The following is a 22,423-nucleotide window of genomic DNA, read 5'->3' as shown; positions in this document are numbered from 1 at the left end:
TTTAAGTTGATTGCTTATATTTATTTGTCAGTAATTTATTTTTATGTACTCTTTCTTTTACATATAAGTAGTTTTACTAATTGATGGGGGAATATTCTATTAAGAGTTAACTTTATAGTTATTTATAAAAATAAGAAGTATAAAAAGGCAAATATGAATATTCATATCAATGTCGGATATTATATAGATACGAATAAGTAGGTAATTAAAATGAACAAGACTAAAACAACCCGGTTCAGTTTTTTACATTACTGGCATGGGTTGGGCGCCTGGAATTTTTATTTTTTGCTAAAGTTTGTTTTGCTTTGGTATGGTTATTTAAAATTTGATGCATTTAGCAATTTACTCTTTCTAGCATTTTTATTATTTCCATTACCGAAAACATTTTGGCATAAATTACGTAATTGGATAGCGATCCCTATAGGGGTTATGCTTTTCTACCACGACACTTGGCTACCTAGTTTTTCAACGGTATTAGAACAAGGAGGGCAGTTAAAAAACTTTTCATTCTCTTACCTCATTGAATTAGCTGTTAATTTTATTAACTTAAAGATGATCGGGGTGGCATTTATTTTACTGGTAGGGTATCTCTTTATTGAACAGTGGGTAAGAGTGTCGGTGTTTATTATCGCGGGTGTAGTGTGGCTTAATATTAGTGGTTTTACCCATTTTTCAGGCGCTATGGTTTCTGCTGTTTCTGCCAATAGCTTTACTCAGCAAACCAACACATCTATCGATCAGCCACAACCGCAAAATACAGAAATATTATCGATAGCGCAGACTAGAGCGCCAAATAATAACGTACTGAGTTCACCTTACCCGCCACAAAAACAGCCGGCTAATAACAAAGTGTTAGATGAATGGCTTGCTCAGTTTTATCGTTACGAAAATAAACGCAGCACACCCGCTCCCGCTCAGCTCTCTTCTTATGCACAACCCTTTGATATTTTAATTATTAATATTTGTTCACTCTCTACCGCTGATGCGGCAGCCGTCGGATTACAGCAACATCTTATTTGGGGTAACTTTGATGTGTTATTTAATCGCTTTAATAGTGTTGCTTCTTATAGTGGCCCCGCTTCATTACGTTTATTAAGAGCCAGTTGTGGCCAAACACAACACGCTGATTTGTATGATCCTGCCGATATGCAATGCTTATTGATGGATAATCTGGCTGCTTTAGGTTTTGAGAAGAAATTGGTGCTCGATCATAATGGCGAGTTTGGTCATTATCTTCAAGAAATTAGAGAGTTAGGTAATCTTAATGTACCGTTGCAAGATCAAAGCGGACTCTCTCATCAAATTACCGCTTTTGATGGCTCTAAAATCTATAACGATAAAGAGACCTTAGAGCGTTGGTTAAAAGCACGAGAAAAATCAGATGAAAAACGGACGGTGACCTTTGTCAATTTAGTGTCACTTCATGATGGTAATAGGTTCGTTGGCGAAAATACAACGGCTGATTATGGCAAAAGAGCCTCAGCACTACTTGATAACTTAAATGCTTTTATTAATACCCTTGATAAACGTGGCAGAAGAGTGATGGTAGTGATTGTTCCTGAACATGGAGCCGCATTACAAGGTGATATAACTCAGATGTCTGGTTTGCGAGATATTCCAAGCCAAAGTATTACTACGGTTCCTGTCGGTATTCGTTTTACTGGACTTAAAAATCAACGTTTACCTCATACGCCTATGATGATCGATAAACCAAGCAGTTATTTAGCGTTATCCGATTTTATTCTCCGTAATGTGAATGGCGATATCTTTAATCAATCCACCATAGATTGGAATGCTTTAACCCGTGAATTACCACAAACCGCGACAGTATCAGAAAATCAAAATACCATTGTGGTTGATTATCAAGGGAAATCTTATATCAAATTAAATGAAGGAGAGTGGATAGACTACCCTGATTGATTTGTTTATTTCATCATCACTCCCTGTTCTCTTACTGACTTTGAGTTCCCCGTTAATATTGCGGGGTTTTTTTATGGTTAACAAACAGATAAATTTCAGGAATAAAAAAACCACACCTAAAAGATGTGGTTTAATGAGTTTGCTATGAAACAAGGGAAATTTATTTTAAACCCGCAGCTTCACGTAAAATCTCAGCTTTATCTGTTGCTTCCCAAGGGAATTCAGCACGACCAAAATGACCGTATGCTGCTGTTTTTTGGTAGATCGGATGCAGTAAATCCAGCATTTGAATTAAGCCATAAGGGCGTAAATCAAAGAACTCACGTACTAATAAGATCAGTTGTGAGGTAGGGATTTTTTCAGTACCAAATGTTTCGACCATAATAGATGTTGGCTCTGCAACACCAATAGCGTAAGACACTTGAATTTCACAGCGATCTGCTAAGCCCGCAGCAACAATATTTTTTGCAACATAACGTGCAGCATAAGCCGCAGAACGGTCAACTTTGGAAGGATCTTTACCAGAGAATGCCCCACCGCCGTGGCGTGCCATACCACCATAAGTATCAACAATGATCTTACGACCTGTTAATCCACAGTCGCCCATTGGGCCACCGATAACAAAACGACCTGTTGGGTTAATGAAATATTTGGTTTGTTCATTTAACCATTCTGTTGGCAGAATAGGTTTAATGATCTCTTCCATTACCGCTTCATGTAAGTCTTTTTGTGAAATATCTTCAGCATGCTGAGTTGATAAAACCACGGCATCAATACCAACAATGTTGTTATTGTCGTATTGGAAAGTGATCTGGCTTTTAGCATCTGGACGTAACCATGGTAGTGTGCCATTTTTACGTACTTGAGCTTGGCGCTGGACTAAGCGGTGAGCATAAGTAATAGGCGCTGGCATCAGAACGTCAGTTTCATTAGTGGCATAACCAAACATTAAACCTTGGTCACCGGCACCTTGTTCAAGGGGATCTGCGCGGTCAACACCTTGGTTGATATCTGGGGATTGTTTACCAATCGCACTGATAACGGCGCAGGAATTAGCATCAAAGCCCATATCTGAACTGGTATAACCGATTTCACGTACTGTTTTACGTGTGATCTCTTCGATATCAACCCAAGCTTTGGTGGTAATTTCTCCGCCTACCATCACCATGCCTGTTTTAACGTAAGTTTCACAGGCAACACGTGCTTTTGGATCTTGTTCTAAAATTGCATCCAATACGGCATCAGAAATTTGATCCGCAATTTTGTCTGGATGACCTTCTGATACTGATTCAGAAGTAAAAAGGTGTGTAGTCATTATATCTCGTTACCTTAATACAGATGGTCTAAGGATGGATGTTTTAACATCTAGACGTCCATTTTAGGACTGTTTTCTCTTTAATTCCAGCTTTTTTTAATCAAATATAGGGATAAACTCGCATCCAATAGTTGATATCATTTTTTGTGTGACACAATTTTTCAAGTGAGCAAAAAGAAAAATAATAAAAAAAAGCGATTTATCTATTTTGTTTTTGCATTTTGATTCAACTACAGGTATAACCTCGCCGTTACTGTGAAAACTGAATCACAGTGTAAACCGCAGGATTGCTGATCCTGTTTCTCTGTTAGGGAAATGGCTTATAAGGTTAAGCCATGTGTGGAGTGAATGGGTAATGATCCATTGTCTACTGGTTATTCTTTTCAAAAACCAAAACAGTACTCGCCAATACTATACCCGTAGTATGTCTAGAGTGATTTCCTCTTTGAGCTCTTTTTCTTTAGAGCGAAGTTGTCTGTTACTTGCCAATAGGTGATTGTGTTAACTATTAGTCGGTTAACTTCATCGCTTTCTACTACTATATCCTGCGTTAGGCTGGATAATCATACAAAAATATATAGTGAGTCATTACTTCTAACTGTTATTTATCGGTCATTTCAGCTAGCCATGAAATTATTGACTACTATAGTGACAGGCAAGGTATAAACTCATACTCCCTAAGGAGAATGTCATGAATGATAACATCGCTCGTAAGATGCAACAGACTTATAACATCACATATTGGGGGGGAGGATACTACTGCGCGAATAATCGCGGCAATATTAGTGTTTGCCCAAATCCTGATGTGCCTGAAGCAACGCTGGATTTAACAGAATTAGTTAAGCAAGTACAAGAAGAGCATTCACATTTACGCCTTCCTGCGCTGTTTTGTTTTCCACAAATTTTACAGCACCGTTTGCGCTCAATTAATGCCGCTTTTCATCGTGCACGTGAGTCTTATGGCTACAAAGGGGATTACTTTTTAGTTTATCCAATTAAAGTCAATCAACAGCGTCGTGTGATTGAATCGCTAATTAATGCTGGAGAGCCATTAGGATTAGAAGCTGGCTCTAAAGCTGAATTAATGGCAGTGCTTGCTCATGCCAACATGACCAGTTCGGTGATTGTTTGTAATGGTTACAAAGATCGCGAATATATTCGTTTAGCCCTTACAGGGGAAAAGCTCGGTCATAAAGTGTTCTTGGTCATTGAAAAAATGTCTGAGATAAAAATGGTACTTGAAGAAGCCGAACGTTTAGAAGTGATCCCCCGCTTAGGGGTTCGTGCTCGCCTTGCTTCTCAAGGCTCCGGTAAATGGCAAGCCAGTGGGGGTGAAAAATCAAAATTCGGCCTTGCTGCAACACAAGTACTACAACTGATTGATACGCTACGCCAAGCTGGTCGTTTAGATAGTTTGCAGTTATTGCATTTTCACCTTGGATCACAGATGGCTAATATCCGTGATATTGCGACAGGTGTGCGTGAATCAGCCCGTTTTTATGTTGAGCTACATAAGTTAGGGGTCAATATTCAGTATTTTGATGTTGGTGGTGGCTTGGGCGTTGATTATGAAGGTACGCGCTCACAATCTGATTGCTCCGTTAACTATGGCCTGAATGAATACGCTAATAACGTTATTTGGGCGATTGGTGATGCTTGTGATGAAAATGAATTACCTCATCCAACCGTTATTACAGAATCAGGTCGAGCATTAACTGCGCATCATACGGTGCTTATTTCCAATGTTATTGGTGTTGAACGTAACGAATTTACTGCAATCACGCCACCGGCTGAAGATGCACCAAGACCTATCGCAAGCCTTTGGGAAACATGGGAAGAGATGCAAACCAAAGGGAATAGCCGTTCATTGCGTGAATGGCTGCATGATAGTCAACTAGATTTACATGATGTCCATACTCAATATGTACACGGTATGTTAAGTCTGACAGAGCGTGCATGGGCGGAAGAGTTATATCTGAATATCTGTCGTCATATTCAATATGATTTAGATCCAAGTAATCGAGCCCATCGCCCGATTATTGATGAACTGCAAGAGCGTATGTCAGATAAGTTCTATGTCAACTTTTCACTGTTCCAGTCATTGCCTGATGCTTGGGGAATTGATCAATTATTCCCTGTATTGCCAATTGAAGGTTTAGATAAACCGCTCGATCGCCGTGCTGTATTGCTAGATATCACTTGTGATTCAGATGGTATTATCGATCATTATGTCGATGGTGATGGGGTCGAAACCACGATGCCAATGCCAGCTTATGATCCTGAATATCCACCAATGATTGGCTTCTTTATGGTGGGGGCGTATCAGGAAATCCTTGGTAATATGCATAACTTATTTGGTGATACAGCAGCCGTTGATGTTTATCTTGATGAGAAAGGCAATCTTACTTATCAGTTGAGTGAAGAGGGTGATACCGTTGCGGATATGCTTCAATATGTAAAACTTAATCCTGCGGTATTGTTGGAGCGCTTCCGTACTCAAGTGAAAAATGCACAGTTAGATAAAGCACTCCAAGAGCAGTTCCTAACTGAATTTGAAAGTGGCTTATACGGTTATACCTATCTGGAAGAAGAGGAGTAATGCTTACTTCCTAATGCAGAGTGGTGTTGATACATCACTCTTTATCTATCATATTGATTTATATGTTGCTTGTTAAAATAAGTAACAGAGGTAATGGCATGAAAAATTGTACGTTAGGTAATGAGACTGATAATTCTTTGATCTCAAATGCATTTGGTTTTTTACGTTTTCCACTGAATTTTCAACCTTATAGCAGTGATGCTGATTGGGTGATCACTGGGGTGCCTTTTGATATGGCAACTTCAGGTCGTGCAGGTACTCGCCATGGGCCCGGCGCTATTCGCCAGATTTCGACTAACTTAGCGTGGGAAGGACATCGCTGGCCTTGGCACTTCGATATGCGTGAACGCCTCAAAGTTGTTGATTGTGGTGATTTAGTATTTAACTTCGGTGATGCACAAGATATGAGTGATAAGCTACAAGCTCATACGGAAAAATTGCTAGCAGCAGGTAAAAGATGTTTAACCTTTGGTGGTGATCACTTTGTGACATTACCTCTATTACGTGCTCACGCTAAACACTTTGGCAAAATGGCCTTGGTGCATTTTGATGCTCATACCGATACTTATGCTAATGGCAGTAAGTTTGATCACGGTACAATGTTCTATCATGCTCCTAATGAAGGTTTAATTGATCCACAGCATTCAGTGCAAATTGGTATTCGTACCGAGCATGACACTAATAATGGCTTTACTGTCTTGGATGCTGCACAAGTTAATGATCGTGGTGTTGATGATTTAGTCGCGCAAATTAAAGAGATTGTGGGTTCACTTCCTGTTTATTTGACTTTTGATATTGATTGCCTTGATCCCGCATTTGCACCGGGTACAGGAACACCGGTTGTGGGGGGATTAACCACGGATAAGGCGCTGAAAATGCTGCGTGCTTTACAGCCGTTAAATATTGTAGGCATGGACTTAGTTGAAGTATCGCCAGCGTATGATCAATCAGATATTACCGCCCTTGCCGGAGCAACCATTGCACTTGATATGCTATATCTGCAAGCGGCTAAAAAATAATTACTTTTTTTGTCATAAATAATGTCAAGGCAATATCTATTTAGATATTGCCTTATTTTTATCCATTAAATGAATGAGTTAAGCATTTTTTGCTAACTATAAAGTTAATGAGTAAAAAAGATCATCTGCTCTTTTGCAACAGATGATGGCCTTTTGGTAACTTGTTATTCTAAATGATAATTATTTTCACTATATTCTATTCTACTTATTGTGTTTATTAGTGAATGATCATTTCTTTGTCACATCGCACTTTAATTGCTACTGTTAAATTATTAATAAAGTTCTTTTTTGGAAGAGCTTTTTCATCTGTAAATATTCAGGAGAAAGACAATGGCTTTGAATGGTAAAGTAATTTTAGTTACAGGTGCTGCTCAGGGAATTGGTCGTGGTATCGCATTACGTCTTGCTAAAGAGGGTGCCGATATTGCTCTGGTTGACTTAAAAGCAGATAAATTATCCGATGTAGCAAAAGAAATTGAAGCGTTAGGGCGTAAAGTAACGACCTTTGCTGCAGATATTAGCAACCGTGATGAAGTCTTTGCGGCTGTTGAACATGCTGAAAAAACCTTAGGCGGTTTTGATGTTATGATCAATAACGCAGGTATTGCACAGGTGAAACCTCTTGCAGATGTGACCCCGGAAGATATGGATCGGATCTTCAAAATTAACGTTAATGGTGTGATGTGGGGTATTCAGGCCGCTTCTGAGAAATTTAAAGCATTAGGCCATAAAGGGAAGATTATTAATGCATCTTCTATTGCTGGGCACGATGGTTTTGCCATGTTAGGGGTTTATTCTGCCACTAAATTTGCAGTACGTGCATTAACACAAGCGGCAGCTAAAGAGTATGCGAGCGCAGGCATCACTGTTAATGCTTATTGCCCGGGCATTGTCGGCACCGATATGTGGGTTGAGATTGACGAGCGTTTTGCTGAAATTACTGGAGCACCAAAAGGTGAGACCTATAAAAAATATGTGGACGGTATTGCTCTAGGTCGTGCTCAAACTCCTGATGACGTAGCTGCGTTAGTTTCCTTCTTGGCAAGTGATGATTCCGACTATATTACGGGCCAAGCTATCTTAACAGATGGCGGTATTGTCTATCGTTAATTATTGATTACTTAATCATAATTGTTATTTGTGCCCCGAGTTATTCACTAAGATAACTCGGGGCATTTTTTTATGATATGTGTACGAAAAATATTTCCTCTTTGATTTTTGTCTGTTATAAGTTACATTTTTAGTGTGATTTATAAGCAACAATTAGGACTTTGGCAATAAGGAAAGCAAATGCCATATAAAATAGTGCGTTATCAGGACAGAAACCAAAAAGTACCCTATCGAGAGTGGATACAAAAGCTTAGGAAACGAGATCCTCAAGCGGCTGCTAAAATTGAAGTACAAGTAACTCGAGCATGTTATGGTAACTTCGCTGATCATAAATTTGTTCGTGATGGAGTCTGGGCTTTACGAATAAACTTCGGGCAGGGATATCGGGTTTATTATTCAATAGAAAATGAATTTATTATTCTTTTACTTGTTGGAGGGAATAAAAGTACTCAACAAGCAGATATTGATAAAGCAGTGAACTATCTTGAAGATTATCATGTAAGGATGAAAAATGACCAATAAAATAGATGTAGTAAAAAGAAAAACTGTTCCTGCATATCTTGACCATAATTTAGAGATGATAAATGAACTACGAGAAGATCCTGATTATGCTGAGGTGTATTTGCAAACGGCGTTAGAAGGTATTTATGAGCCTGGGGGAATAGGTGCATTTTTAATTGCATTACGGCAAATTATTGAGGCTCATGGTGGAGTGGGCGTGATTGCGAAAAAATCAGGATTATCTCGACAACATATTTATCGAGCATTATCTGAAAATGGTAATCCAACACTGACAACATTGACAGAAATCACCAGAGCAGTAGGCGTTCGATTAGCATCAACTCACTGTGTTTAATAATTTACCAGCAAAAAATACGATGTGCCCCGAGTTATTCACTAAGATAACTCGGGGCATTTTGTTTACTGTAACGCATTAAAGTTGGAAATAACGAGCAATCAGTGGCGCTGTAAAGTTCTTTTTTAAATAAAAACCACGGGGAAGTGTCATGATGCGTTGTCCATTTTCACCAATGGCTTCGGTTAATGCCTTACTGTTAGCAGCCTTAGGGCGAATTTGTAATACTTGTCCGTGACGCGCAGTAATGCTTTCTACTTTTCCTAAGACAATCATATCCATTAACTCTTCCCAATCGTGACGCAGTAGTTCTTCTTCAAGATGATTGGGGCTCCAAAGTAGCGGGGAAGCGACTCTACGCTGTGCTAATGGGATCTCCCGTTCTCCCTCTACAGGTACCCATAATACTTTTGACAGCTTGCGTTTTACATGGCTATTCTCCCATGTGATCCCACTGTTTCCTGTAAGTGCGGCAACACAAACAAAGGTCGTTTCTAATGGCATACCAAAACGGTCGATAGGGATGGTTTTTAGCTCAACACCGATATGAGAAAAATCTTGTTCAGGTTTACTGCCGGCACTGGCACCTAAATAGTATTCCAATAGCATACCGACCCAACCTTTATCACGCTTTAAATTTTCAGGAATAGGAAGCTGTGCAAAAGCGGCGAGTTCACCGAAGGTATAACCAGCCAGCGCTTGTGCTCGTGCGAGTAAAACGGATTCATTTTCAGGTGCTGCTGGTGGCGTAAACATAAATAACTGTCTTCCTGTACAATAAATAAACAGAAAAAAAGGATGATGGAAAATGTTTTTTCACTGATTTAAGTTAAAACATAATAGCATGATATATCATCATTTTTTTATGTGAATCGAGGTTTTAATAATAAATGATATAAGTTGTTCAGGGTTATCCTTAGATCATAAACAGGCTTTTGCACTAGGTTATCCACAGCTTTGTGGGATAACTCCGCAAAAGTGAGATCACTGTTCTGATTTACAGCCTTGACTTTTGCCGATATTCCCCAAAATCTGCCTATTTCGATTAACTAATCGGCACAACCTGTGGATAAAACCGACTATGATTGTTTTTCGTACAATTTAACCATTGGACTTTATTCATTGGTTTATCCAATCGTTGAAATAGGGATAAAAACTTATCTACTAATTTGAATTATAAGTGATATTTTAAAAAATGTTTCAACAGCCTGTAGGCTAATATAAAAACTATACCCTGATTATCTCACTCTTTTTCACATAGATATCCACAGAAAAAGTGAATAAATCCCCTAGGCCTTACTGTTGGTGTTTATAACTTTGCGGGTTTCTGTGAATTAACATAATTATAAGTGAAAACGCTATTTTAATGGGGGCGTTTCTAAATCAGGTATAAACCATGCCGATTTAAAATCAAACCAACCAAAGGTATTCATTTTTACACCGCGTATCGTACGTTGCCCTTGTAATTCAAGTAAATGGTGAAATAACGGGAAAAGCCAATTATTTTGTGTTAATTGGCGACACCACTCTTCAAGCGGTAATACTTTTTGACGCCATAAGGCTAGGGCATCTTCATAACGTTCACCCATGCACTGGTGAAATAGGGGCAGTTCATAAAGTGCTGCAAAAATAGAAAACTCGAGCGGTTTATAGAAATTGACGGTAGCTAACCAGATATCACTCTTTGCATCACCATAATACCACTGTTCATAATCAAGCACTTGAATAGATAATTCGATATCATAGTCAGATAAGATTTTTTTGATCAGTTCAGCAATAGTGCTGTATTCGTGGTGCTCTTTATACAGTGTAATGGTCAGTTTTGTGAGTGAAGCGGGTTTAGTATGCGGTGGGATCAGTTTGCTATGGTGCCAGTGTAACAATAAACCATAAGCAGGTGACCAATGGCGTTGATAAGAGGGCGCACAATGGGCCAACATATTCACCGGTGTTAATACACTACTAAGCCATTCGCGGATCTCAGGTTGTTGGCATTGTGTTGAGCGGCTATCGTAAAGTAAAAAATAACAGCCTTCCTCTTTACGGCTTTCCAGTGAGTTGTTATGAGTATCATCATCGGTTAAATGAAGGGTAGAGCAAACCATTTTGTCTTTTAATTCAGGAACCACCCAAATATCGATGTTATCTAATAGTGCGCGTAAACCAAAATAGCGATCAAACGCTTTGATTTGCAGTTTATGTTGATCATTGCTCATCACTTGGTATGCCCCTGTGCCAATGGGGTGCTGAGAAAAATTAGCGAGAGTTCGCCATTCTTGGGGTAAGATCGCTGCTTGTGGGCTACCTAATAGGGTGGCAAATTGTTTATCCGGTACGGTTAAATAAATATCAATAACATAAGGTTGCGGTGAGGTTATTTTCTCAATATGTGCATAAAGTGGATTGCAGACTTTCATTCTCATTAAAGAGGTGCTGATATCCTCTATGGTTAATTCTCGTCCATGGTGAAAATAGATAGCAGGGCGTAAATAAAAGCGCCAATGTTGCTCGCTGATCATCTGCCAGTGATGGGCTAATTCCGCTTCGACTTCCCCATTTTCCTCTTTTAAGTGAAGTAATGAATTAAATATTTGGCTCATTAAATGTAATTCAGAGCGCCGAAGCGGCGTACCGGGTAATAAATTACGAAAAGGGCGATAGTAAATTATTCGTAGACGTTGTTGGCTAGGGTGAAAGCTTTTTTCAATCTGTGAAAGCACCATTTGCCGTAACGAGTCTTTATCGCCCATCAGTGCAACGAGCTTTTCTATATCATTTTCTTCCAGTAATCGCTCTGCTCGGCTTTGTTGGATGTCAAAGGCGTTAGAATGAAAAGTCAGGGTGGATTTTTTTCCTCTTCCTACTTCTGCTTGCCAATCTATCCAACCAGTTTGATGCATTTTGTTTAATAACGAACGCACATGGCGACGAGTGCAATGTAATGTTTCAGCAAGCTCTTGTAATGTGGTTTCAGTCTCTTTTCCCTCAAAAGCTTGCCATAAGCGAATAAATTGCAACTCTAAGCGGGGTGATGTCATAAAAGAGGAAATCCCTTATTAAAGTGATCAATTTTAATTTCCTTATATTAGACCGATAATGTTTGTGTTTAAAGTTAGCTCTTATGTTAGTTATCACAAATTATGAATACTAACAGACTCCCCCTTTGAGCATGCGGTGATTACCGGCCAGTGATAATAGGTCACTGGCTTTTTTTGTTCGTTTTACTGAAAAAAAATGCCGCGAGGTAAATAGCGGCGAGAATGACAAAGTTTAAATTTTTACAGATAACAAACAGTGAAATAAGGTAATTGAGTCAGTGATTAACGCATAAAAGCAGGTTGTTTAGCTTCATAAGCACTTATCTCTGCTTGGTGTTGTAACGTTAATCCGATACTGTCTAATCCTTCAATCATGCAATGACGGCGAAATGCATCGATTTCAAATGAGAAGCATAATTCACCGGCGATCACTTGTTGGGCAACTAAATCAACGGTAATAGGCATACCAGCATGCTCTGTTACCCAATTAAATAACTGGGTAACTTGCTCATCACTTAATTTGATTGGCAATAACTGGTTATTAAAGGAATTGCCGTAAAAAATATCAGCAAAACTCGGCGCAATCACCGCATGAAAGCCATAATCTGTGAGCGCCCAAGGCGCATGTTCGCGAGAAGATCCACAACCAAAATTCTCGCGCGCCAATAAAATAGAAGCATCTTGATAGATGGGCTGATTTAAAATAAATGATGGGTTAGGCTGGGTGCCTTCATCATCTAAAAATCGCCAATCATGAAATAAGTGTTTACCAAATCCTGTGCGAGTGACTTTTTGTAAAAATTGTTTGGGAATAATCGCATCAGTATCCACGTTGGCTGCATCTAAAGGTACTGGAATTCCAGTGTGTTGTGTGAATTTATTCATTAGGTTCTCCTTTATGATACTGTTGCAAAAGTGCGAATATCAGCGAAATGCCCATGAATGGCGGCGGCAGCGGCCATTGCCGGACTGACTAAATGAGTTCTGCCACCACGACCTTGGCGACCTTCAAAATTACGATTGCTGGTCGATGCGCAACGCTCTCCGGGATTTAATCGGTCATTGTTCATTGCCAAGCACATTGAGCAGCCGGGTAAACGCCATTCAAAACCGGCTTCAATAAAAATTTTATCTAAACCTTCTGCTTCTGCTTGGGCTTTAACAGGGCCTGAGCCGGGAACAACAATTGCCTGTACATGGGAGGCGACTTTATGCCCTTTAGCTATCTTTGCTGCTGCGCGTAAATCTTCAATACGAGAGTTAGTGCAAGAGCCTATAAAAACTTTATCTATTGTAATATCAGTTAAGTTAACACCTTCAGTTAATCCCATATAAGCTAAGGCTTTTTCGGCGCTAGCTCGTTCAACAGGATCGTTAAAACTGTTCAATCGCGGAACAATTTGGTCAATAGCAATCACTTGTCCCGGATTCGTCCCCCAAGTCACTTGTGGTGCAATCTCTGCGGCATTAATCGTCACAGTAGCATCAAAAATAGCATCTTCGTCCGACTTTAACGTTTTCCAATAGGCGACAGCTTCATCCCACAATGGGGCTTGAGGGGCAAATTGACGTCCTTTTAAGTAAGCAAATGTAGTCTCATCAGGAGCAACTAAGCCTGCTTTTGCCCCCATCTCTATCGCCATATTGCATAACGTCATTCGCCCTTCCATACTCAAAGCTTCAATAGCTTCTCCCGTAAATTCAATGATATACCCCGTACCTCCCGCACTACCCAATTTTCCGATAATCGCCAATACGATATCTTTTGCCGTGATGCCATTGGCTGTTTTGCCTTGTACTTCGATTTTTAAGGTTTTAGCACGTGATTGTTTTAAGGTTTGTGTTGCTAATACGTGCTCAACCTCAGAAGTGCCAATACCGAAAGCTAATGCGCCAAAGGCACCATGTGTTGCTGTATGTGAGTCGCCACAAACAATTGTCATGCCTGGTAAAGTTAAGCCTTGTTCAGGCCCCATAACATGAACAATTCCTTGATATGGGTGATTTAAGTCATACAAGGTCACACCAAATTCTTGACAGTTTTTCATTAACTCTTGCATTTGAATACGCGCCATATCACCACAGGCGTTGATATCTTTGGTTTGAGTTGAAACGTTGTGATCCATTGTGGCAAAGGTTTTGTTGGGTTGACGAACGGGACGACCTTTGGTTCTTAAACCATCAAAAGCTTGAGGTGAAGTCACTTCATGCACTAAATGTCTATCGATATATATAATAGGTGTTTCATTCGCTACTTCTCTGACAACATGTGCATCGTAAATTTTTTGATATAATGTTTTACCCATGTTATGCCCCTTCTTGAATAAACTGAGCGATATGATCACCCATTTCTGCGGTTGTTATTGCGTTTCCTTCTCCCGCTAAATCTGCGGTGCGATAGCCTGTTGCTAGTACTCTTGTAATTGCTTCTTCAATGGCTTGGGCTGCTTTATCTTCATTAAAGCTATAACGCAGTAATAGGGCGGTTGATAAAATTTGTGCTATTGGATTGGCGATATTTTTACCGGCAATATCTGGTGCGGAGCCACCTGCGGGTTCATATAAACCAAAATGTGCTTCATTTACGCTTGCAGAGGGCAACATGCCCATTGAACCGGTGATCATGGCGCATTCGTCTGATAAAATATCGCCAAAGATATTGGAGCACAGCAATACATCAAATTGCGCTGGATCTTTAATTAATTGCATTGTCGCATTATCGATATACATATGTTGCAAGGTCACATCAGGGTATTGCTTAGCGACTTCAGTGACGACTTCACGCCATAAAATAGAGCTTTGTAAAACGTTGGCTTTATCAATCGACGTGACTTTATAACGACGTTTTTGCGCTGATTTGAAAGCAAAATGAGCAATACGTTCGATTTCATAGCGATGGTAAACCTCGGTATCAAAAGCACGCTCTTCGCGACCTTCACCATCACGGCCTTTAGGTTGACCGAAATAGATCCCTCCAGTTAATTCACGGACACATAAAATATCAAAACCGCGTTGCGCAATATCAGCACGCAATGGACAATAAGCTTCTAAACCTTTATATAAACGAGCTGGGCGCAGATTGCAGAATAATTTAAAGTGTTTACGTAAAGGTAATAATGCGCCACGTTCCGGTTGTTGATCTGCCGGTAAATGCTCCCATTTAGGCCCCCCCACAGAGCCGAATAAAATCGCATCAGCTTGCTCACATCCAGCTAAGGTGGTTGCCGGTAATGGTGTGCCATGATTATCGATAGCAATACCACCAATATCGTACTCTTTGGTCGTGATATTCAGTGAAAATCGTTTATTTACCGCATCGATCACTTTTTGTGCTTGCGCCATAACTTCAGGGCCAATGCCATCTCCGGGCAATACTGCAATATGATAATGTTTAGACATAATGATTAAACCGCTTCTTGTGTTGTATGGTGTTTGCGTTTTTCTATTTCGACTTGCTCTGAACGCCAAATACTGTTGATAACATGCATCATGGCGTTGGCGGATGAACCGACGATATCAGTTTCTAATCCCATGCCATGAAATTTACGTCCTTGGTATTCAACTACGATATCAACTTGTCCTAATGCATCTCGTCCTTCACCTTTGGCTGTTAATTGATAAGTCACCAGTTTTAAGGGATAACCTGTAGCACGAGAAATAGCTTGATAGACAGCATCAACGGGACCATTTCCTGTTGCTGCTTCAGTGATTTCTTCATTTTTACGACTAATGCTGACACTGGCCGTGGCAACTGTTGAGGAGCCGGATTGAGTATTAAAATAGTTCATTACAAACTCATCAGGCTCTTGTTGTTGTTGCCCCATAAAAGCCAATGCTTCTAAGTCATAGTCAAAAACTTGACCTTTTTTATCAGCTAAACGTAAGAAAGCGGCATATAAAGAATCTAAGTTATAATCTGTTTCGCGATAGCCCATCTCTTCCATACGGTGTTTTACCGCAGCTCGACCAGAGCGAGACGTTAAGTTCAATTGCACCTCTTTTAAACCAATTGATTCAGGTGTCATAATTTCGTAAGTTTCACGATTTTTCAGTACGCCATCTTGGTGAATACCAGAGGAGTGGGCAAAGGCATTTGAGCCAACGATGGATTTATTGGCATGAATAGGGGTATTACATAATTGACTGACTAACTGGCTGGTACGGTAGATCTCTTTGTGATTAATACGCGTTTGTACATTCATCATTTGTTCACGTACTTTTATCGCCATAATCACTTCTTCTAAAGCGCAGTTACCGGCTCGTTCACCTAAGCCGTTGATAGTCCCTTCAACTTGTCTTGCACCTGCTTGTACTGCGGTAATAGAGTTTGCAACAGCCATACCTAAATCATCATGGCAATGAACGGAGATCACCGCTTTATCAATATTAGGTACACGTTCAAATAAATTAGTGATAATGCCACCGAATTGATAAGGCGTGGTATAACCTACGGTGTCTGGAATATTAATGGTTGTTGCGCCCGCGTTGATGGCACTTTCCACAATGCGACATAAATTATCAATATGGGTACGCCCCGCATCTTCGCAAGAAAACTCAACATCATCAGTATAGCGTCGGGCGCGTTTAATTGAGCGTGTTCCCATTTCAATAATGTCATCAAAGGATTTTTTTAACTTATGTTCAGCATGCAAAGCGGAGGTGGCTAAAAAAACATGAATACGAAATGCCTCGGCAATGTTTAATGACTCTGCGGCAACGTCAATATCATTATCAACACAGCGAGCTAACGCACAAATGCGACTATTTTTAATTTCTCGAGCGATGGTTTGTACAGATTCAAAATCCCCTGGGGAAGAGACAGGAAAACCCGCTTCAATGATATCTACACCTAAACGTTCTAAGGCATAAGCAATTTGTAACTTCTCTTTTACGCTTAAGCTAGCTTGTAATGCTTGTTCGCCATCTCTTAATGTGGTGTCAAAAATAATCACATTGTTGCTCATAATCTGTTCCTTATACTTTTTTATTTCGTTTTTTGCGCTCTCCCAGGTATAAAAAAACCCGCGATTAGCGCGGGTTTTTCTCTAAGGGTAGGTATGTTTCATTTTTTACCCATCAGCCGACCGCGCATCAATGTTGCGAATAGTAGTAGGCTTGATAGTAAAATTGCGTTTAACATGAAACATCCTTACATTTGTTCTTAATAATGTTTATTTATTGATACCGGATACCAATCATCATGTCAAGCATTGGAATTTTTTAATTTGTTTTGATGTGTGAATTATATTTTATTCTTAGTAATTCTGACTAATATCTAAATTTTTAGTAATGATTATATCTATCAAACAATCATTGATTAGGTTAATGTTTCACATAATCGCTCTCGGGGAGTGAAATAAAAAATTAAACAATTGTTTGCTTTTTTTTTGAACAACTAACTATCAGGGGGATGAGCGGTTGTAGTTAACAACAATATCAATAAATTTGAGCAACATTTTGAATATAAGAATAAAAATTATTACCGTGGTGACTGTAATAGTTCTGAAAGTGTCCTGTAAGGTGATAGATTTTATTATTTTATTATGATTTTTATCATATTTTGTTTTATTATTTGCAAGGCATAAGGTAAAACAGGTTGTAATATATATCGGTATAATCATTTCATTAATATGTAATTTAAATGTCAATTTATTCTCTTTAATATAAAGATGAATTATTTTTTGGTGTTTGTGTTATACATTTTGTGATGTACATGGATGATGAATAATAAGTAGTAATATTTTTATAAAAGTTACAGTCATGGTTAGATATATAATTTATTAATATGCTTTTATATTATTAATAAGTTTTAATTCGCCAATTATAATAACATAGTGGAGTAAAAAATGACGGATTACACATCAGCAACAACGACCAATAAAGAGTCAGCAGATATGCATTTACGTAATGTTGATCTTAATTTATTAACGGTGTTTGATGCTGTTATGCAAATGCAAAATGTCACACGAGCAGCACAGGTGTTAGGTATGTCTCAACCGGCAGTCAGTAATGCAGTTTCTCGTCTTAAGATCATGTTTAATGACGAGTTATTTGTTCGGTATGGCCGAGGTATTCAACCAACATTAAGAGCCAAACAGTTATTTGGCCCTGTTCGACAAGCATTACAATTAGTCCATAATGAATTGCCAGGGGCGGGATTTGAACCGGAACAAAGTGATCGTGTGTTTAGCTTATCTATTTGCAGTCCATTAGATATCAAGTTAGCGCCAAAAATTGTAGAGAGAATAAAAAATAAAACCCCTAATATTAATGTAAATATTAAGTCTTATTTGAATAGTAATATTGAACACCAATTAAAATATCAGGAAGTTGAGTTCTTTATTAATTATAAACAATTTGATAAACCAGAGTTTCATTCACACCCTTTATTCAATGATGAAGTGGTTTTGGCTGTCTCTAACCAACACCCACGAATTAAAGAAAGCGTTACTGAAGAGATGTTATTAAATGAGCATCATTCTATTGTTTCTTTAGAAGATGTGGGGTCTTTTAGTGCGGCTTATTATAAGAATACAGAGTTAGAAGATTTAATTACTTATGAAGGTACTGATTTAAATAGTGTATTAAATCTAGTCTCAAAAACTTATTCGGTCGCTATTGCGCCTAGATGGTTAGTTGAAAGCTATTCAGAACAATTGAACATTAAGGCGATATCATTACCTTGGGAGAAGGTAGAACGTCCATGCTATTTAATTTGGCATGAGTCAACGGCGCGAGATAAAGGCCATTTATGGATGAAAAATTTACTTAGTGAGGTTTGTCAAAACTAAGAGTGATTCACTCATAATTAGCACTCTATGCTAATTATGCAGAAATAGTGGCAGATAACGTTAGCTTACTGCTAATAACCAATAAAAGATATTCTTTAATAGTAAATAGTAAAGATAAGTCTCTTGGGTAGCTGTCACTATTTTTGCCCTAATTGTTATCCTATCCCTATCAGTTGCAACTATTGTCATCTAATCGATTTTTTTCTTTATTTTCTCTGTTATTAATCTTGTAAATGAATAAATTTTTATAATTATCTTTTGATTTTATTATATTTTTCTTGTTAATACTTTGTTTGTTCACAAAGTGTTCAGGCTCATTTTTACATTTTCATTAGTATGATGAAATTGACAAAACTTTTCATGACTCACAATTTTACAAATTTATGTAAAATTAGATTCCTTTATTTTTGCGGATCACTTAGACTTTCAGATAAGTCAGCGAACAGGTGTAAGCTGAAATTAGAAGATGACATTATTCTTTATTTCAACTTAATTATTCCTACGCTTTTCCATAAATAACAGGAAAATCATGATAAATAATAATAATCTATATGATTATCATATAATTAGAAGATTGCAGATGCAATTTTCATCTTCTGGGGAAAAAACGGCTTATCGTCAGTGGGATGCTAAGTCTGAAATCGCCATGTCATGGGCGTCAGTAGCAAAGAAAACACGTGCACTCTCAAATGCATTACTCGATATGGGCGTGGCTGTTCAAGAAAATGTGGGGATTTTTTCCCAAAACAGCATTGATTGGTCTATTGCCGATATTGCTACTTTGCAGTTGCGTGCTGTCACAGTTCCTCTTTATGCAACAAGTAGTGTGGAACAAGCCGCTTATATCATCAACGATGCGAATATTCGTATTCTTTTTGTTGGTGACCAAAAGGAATATGACGTTGTTTCTGAGTTAGCGCTATTATGCCCGCAACTTAAACATATTATTGTGTTTAATTCTCAGGTCGTTTTAAATCCGACAATACCTTCTTATCATCTGACAAACTTAATCAGTGACTGTCAATCTCAATATGATTCTCTGCTACAACAACGTATTGATGAATGTTGTTTAGATGATTTGTTTACACTGATTTATACCTCGGGTACAACAGGTGAGCCTAAAGGTGTTATGCTTGATTACACCAATCTGGCTTCTCAACTTTATCTGCATGATCAGCGCCTTTCATTATCGGATAAAGATGTTTCATTATGCTTTTTACCGTTATCACATGTATTTGAACGGGCATGGAGCTTCTATGTTATGCATACTGGGGCTATTAATGTTTATCTCACAGATACCCATGCCGTAAGGGAAGCAATGGCTGCAGTAAAACCAACGGTTATGTGTGCAGTGCCACGCTTTTACGAAAAAGTATATAGCGCCATTCAAGAGAAAGTTTCTCAAGCACCTCGACTACGCCAATGGATGTTTAAATGGGCTCTTAAACAGGGTGAAAAACAACGTCAGGCACACTTAGCTGGACGTTCATTAGGCGTGCTATCTCAATGGTGTTATCGCTTTGCGGATAAAAAAGTTCTTCAACCACTACGTCAAATTTTAGGTGGGCGAGTTCGTTTTTTACCTGCCGCAGGCGCTCGTTTAGATGATGCGGTGATCGGCTTTTTCTTAGCTGCTGGTATTAATATTAAATATGGTTATGGCATGACAGAGACTTGTGCCACGGTATCTTGTTGGGAAGAGAACCATTATAAACTAGGCTCTATTGGTACTCCGTTACCGGGGGTTGAGGTACGTATAGGCGAAGAAAACGAGATCCAAGTGCGTGGTAGTATCGTGATGAAAGGTTATTTTAATAAGCCTGAAGAGACGGTTGCCGCGTTTACTGAAGATGGTTGGTTACGTACCGGTGATGCGGGTGCATTAGATGAAGATGGGATGTTATATATTACCGAACGTTTGAAAGATCTTATGAAAACCTCAAATGGAAAATATATTGCACCGCAAATGATTGAAGGTACATTAGGGCAAGATCGCTTTATTGAGCATATCGCTGTGATTGCAGATACCCGTAAATTTGTTTCTGCACTGATCGTACCTTGCTTTGATGCATTAGAAGAACATGCTCGAGCATTAAATTTAAAATATCACGATCGGATAGAGTTATTACGCCATACTAAGATCAAAGAATTATTTGATGAACGCTTGCGTGAAATGCAACGTAATTTTGCTAGTTTCCATCAAGTTAAACGATTTACCCTATTAGCGGAAGGGTTTACGATGGAGTCTGGAGAATTGACACCTACCTTAAAATTAAGACGTAAAATAATTTCTGAACGCTATCGAAATGAAATTGAGCAGATGTATCAAGAGTCGTGATCACCAGACAAAAAAGCACCGTAAAGGTGCTTTTTTATTGCACTTTAGGTAAGTCATAGGCAGTAACAATGCAAGTAATTGGTAAAAGGTATAAACGGAAACGTTGACGCATACGGTTTTATCAGTAAATTGTGTTAAAATGCAGATTCAGATCAGCATGATGACTGAAAACCATAGCAATAATGTAATAAATACCCTATTAATAATTAGAAGAGGCTAAAGTGAAACTGGATGAAATCGCCCGCTTGGCTGGTGTTTCACGAACAACAGCGAGTTATGTCATTAATGGTAAAGCTAAACAGTACCGTGTAAGTGACAAGACTGTTGAAAAAGTGATGGCGGTGGTCAGAGAGCACAATTACCACCCGAACGCTGTTGCCGCGGGATTACGTGCTGGTCGTACGCGTTCTATAGGTTTGGTTATTCCTGATTTGGAAAATACCAGTTATACCAGAATTGCCAATTATCTTGAACGACAAGCGCGTCAACGTGGTTATCAATTGCTGATTGCCTGCTCAGAAGATCAACCTGACAACGAAATTCGTTGTGTAGAACATCTACTACAACGCCAAGTTGATGCCATTATTGTATCAACGGCATTACCCCCAGAGCACCCATTTTATCAGCGTTGGGCTAATCGTTCGTTGCCTATCATTGCCTTAGATAGGGCGTTAGAGAGTGAACATTTTATTAGTGTCGTCGGTGATGATTTAGAAGACGCAAAAATGTTAGCGAGTGAGCTTAAAGCTTTTCCTTCTCAATCGGTTCTCTATCTAGGCGCATTGCCCGAACTATCAGTCAGTTTTTTACGTGAACAGGGCTTTCGTAGTGTGTGGCAAGATGATCCACGACAAGTGACTTATCTTTATGCGAATAGTTATGAACGAGAAGCTGCGGCGGAGGTATTTTCGGAATGGTTAAATAATAACCCGATGCCTGATGCACTCTTTACGACCTCTTTTGCGCTATTACAAGGTGTGATGGATGTAACGTTGCAAAGAAGTGGACGCTTACCTACGCAGTTAGTGATTGCTACATTTGGTGATCATGAATTATTAGATTTCCTCGAATGTCCAGTATTATCGGTGGCTCAGCGACATCGTGATATTGCACAACGTGTATTAGAGCTGGTTTTAGCAAGTCTTGAAGAAGAGCAAAAACCACAAGCGGGTATTACACGTATTCGACGTGATTTATGTCGCCGAGGTAGTTTAGGACGTACTCGTTAATTAGCGTTCACTTTCTGACTCAGCATTTTTTATAATGACTATCCCTGCTTTATTAAATTAAAGCAGGGATAGTTTATTTGGTTAAATAATGTCGGGTGACTTAAATAAAATAAAATTTGAGATTAATCTTAAACGTTTTTTTACAATTTATCCTGTTTTGTTTAATTCGCGGGTGAAATTTTGATATTTCTATAAGTGATATTACTTA

At 38.8% G+C, this 22,423-nt stretch carries 16 protein-coding genes; 9 read left to right on the top strand and 7 right to left on the bottom strand.

Annotated features, from left to right (window positions below; all coding sequences use genetic code 11):
* Positions 1 to 210 precede the first annotated feature (210 nt).
* Positions 211 to 1,920 (top strand): cellulose biosynthesis protein BcsG, encoded by a 1,710-nt coding sequence (bcsG, locus tag AACU98_RS12410; RefSeq protein WP_161734823.1) that lies wholly within the window; start codon positions 211 to 213, stop codon positions 1,918 to 1,920.
* 160 nt (positions 1,921 to 2,080) lie between these two features.
* On the opposite strand, the gene metK is transcribed toward bcsG, so the two are convergent.
* Complete coding sequence (metK, locus tag AACU98_RS12405; RefSeq protein ID WP_004244148.1) at positions 2,081 to 3,235, bottom strand: methionine adenosyltransferase; 1,155 nt, start codon at positions 3,233 to 3,235, stop codon at positions 2,081 to 2,083.
* 691 nt (positions 3,236 to 3,926) lie between these two features.
* Between metK and speA the strand changes: the two genes are divergently transcribed.
* From speA to AACU98_RS12380, 5 genes are all read left to right on the top strand, one after another.
* Positions 3,927 to 5,834 carry a biosynthetic arginine decarboxylase gene (gene speA, locus AACU98_RS12400; RefSeq protein ID WP_004244147.1) on the top strand — a complete coding sequence of 636 codons (1,908 nt, stop codon included), beginning with the start codon at positions 3,927 to 3,929 and terminating at the stop codon, positions 5,832 to 5,834.
* A gap of 98 nt (positions 5,835 to 5,932) precedes the next feature.
* Positions 5,933 to 6,853, top strand: coding sequence for an agmatinase (gene speB / locus AACU98_RS12395; RefSeq protein WP_004248574.1), 921 nt, complete (start codon positions 5,933 to 5,935; stop codon positions 6,851 to 6,853).
* Between the two features lie 330 nt (positions 6,854 to 7,183).
* Positions 7,184 to 7,963, top strand: coding sequence for an acetoin reductase (locus tag AACU98_RS12390; RefSeq protein ID WP_004244145.1), 780 nt, complete (start codon positions 7,184 to 7,186; stop codon positions 7,961 to 7,963).
* Between the two features lie 180 nt (positions 7,964 to 8,143).
* Complete coding sequence (locus AACU98_RS12385; protein ID WP_004244144.1) at positions 8,144 to 8,485, top strand: type II toxin-antitoxin system RelE/ParE family toxin; 342 nt, start codon at positions 8,144 to 8,146, stop codon at positions 8,483 to 8,485.
* Positions 8,475 to 8,819 carry a helix-turn-helix domain-containing transcriptional regulator gene (locus AACU98_RS12380; protein ID WP_161734820.1) on the top strand — a complete coding sequence of 115 codons (345 nt, stop codon included), beginning with the start codon at positions 8,475 to 8,477 and terminating at the stop codon, positions 8,817 to 8,819. The genes AACU98_RS12385 and AACU98_RS12380 overlap by 11 nt, the downstream gene beginning before the upstream one ends.
* A 78-nt stretch (positions 8,820 to 8,897) precedes the next feature.
* On the opposite strand, the gene mutH is transcribed toward AACU98_RS12380, so the two are convergent.
* The 6 genes from mutH to leuA form a co-directional block, all read right to left on the bottom strand.
* On the bottom strand, positions 8,898 to 9,575 hold the full coding sequence (gene mutH / locus AACU98_RS12375; RefSeq protein WP_004248572.1) for a DNA mismatch repair endonuclease MutH: 678 nt from the start codon (positions 9,573 to 9,575) through the stop codon (positions 8,898 to 8,900).
* A 602-nt stretch (positions 9,576 to 10,177) separates the two neighbouring features.
* Positions 10,178 to 11,857 (bottom strand): HTH-type transcriptional regulator SgrR, encoded by a 1,680-nt coding sequence (sgrR, locus tag AACU98_RS12370; protein WP_012368239.1) that lies wholly within the window; start codon positions 11,855 to 11,857, stop codon positions 10,178 to 10,180.
* Positions 11,858 to 12,139: 282 nt separating this feature from the next.
* Positions 12,140 to 12,742, bottom strand: a complete 603-nt coding sequence (gene leuD / locus AACU98_RS12365) for a 3-isopropylmalate dehydratase small subunit (RefSeq protein WP_161734817.1) — start codon at positions 12,740 to 12,742, stop codon at positions 12,140 to 12,142.
* 11 nt (positions 12,743 to 12,753) lie between these two features.
* A complete protein-coding gene (gene leuC, locus AACU98_RS12360) occupies positions 12,754 to 14,163 on the bottom strand; it encodes a 3-isopropylmalate dehydratase large subunit (protein WP_049203016.1) in 1,410 nt (469 codons plus the stop codon).
* Position 14,164: 1 nt separating this feature from the next.
* Positions 14,165 to 15,256, bottom strand: coding sequence for a 3-isopropylmalate dehydrogenase (gene leuB / locus AACU98_RS12355; RefSeq protein WP_004244138.1), 1,092 nt, complete (start codon positions 15,254 to 15,256; stop codon positions 14,165 to 14,167).
* A gap of 5 nt (positions 15,257 to 15,261) precedes the next feature.
* Positions 15,262 to 16,821: a 2-isopropylmalate synthase gene (gene leuA / locus AACU98_RS12350; protein WP_004244137.1), complete on the bottom strand. Its 1,560-nt coding sequence runs from the start codon at positions 16,819 to 16,821 to the stop codon at positions 15,262 to 15,264.
* 882 nt (positions 16,822 to 17,703) lie between these two features.
* On the opposite strand from leuA, the gene leuO reads away from it, so the two are divergent.
* From leuO to cra, 3 genes are all read left to right on the top strand, one after another.
* Positions 17,704 to 18,648, top strand: coding sequence for a transcriptional regulator LeuO (leuO, locus tag AACU98_RS12345; RefSeq protein WP_004244135.1), 945 nt, complete (start codon positions 17,704 to 17,706; stop codon positions 18,646 to 18,648).
* Between the two features lie 529 nt (positions 18,649 to 19,177).
* On the top strand, positions 19,178 to 20,986 hold the full coding sequence (locus AACU98_RS12340; protein WP_017827191.1) for an AMP-dependent synthetase/ligase: 1,809 nt from the start codon (positions 19,178 to 19,180) through the stop codon (positions 20,984 to 20,986).
* A gap of 221 nt (positions 20,987 to 21,207) precedes the next feature.
* Positions 21,208 to 22,215, top strand: coding sequence for a catabolite repressor/activator (gene cra, locus AACU98_RS12335; protein WP_004244128.1), 1,008 nt, complete (start codon positions 21,208 to 21,210; stop codon positions 22,213 to 22,215).
* Positions 22,216 to 22,423 lie beyond the last annotated feature (208 nt).

This window comes from Proteus sp. G4380 (genome assembly GCF_963885725.1).
Classification (GTDB): Bacteria; Pseudomonadota; Gammaproteobacteria; order Enterobacterales; family Enterobacteriaceae; genus Proteus; species Proteus mirabilis.
The sequence above is the reverse complement of the archived record's forward strand: the minus strand, read 5'-3'. Positions and strand labels throughout refer to the sequence as shown.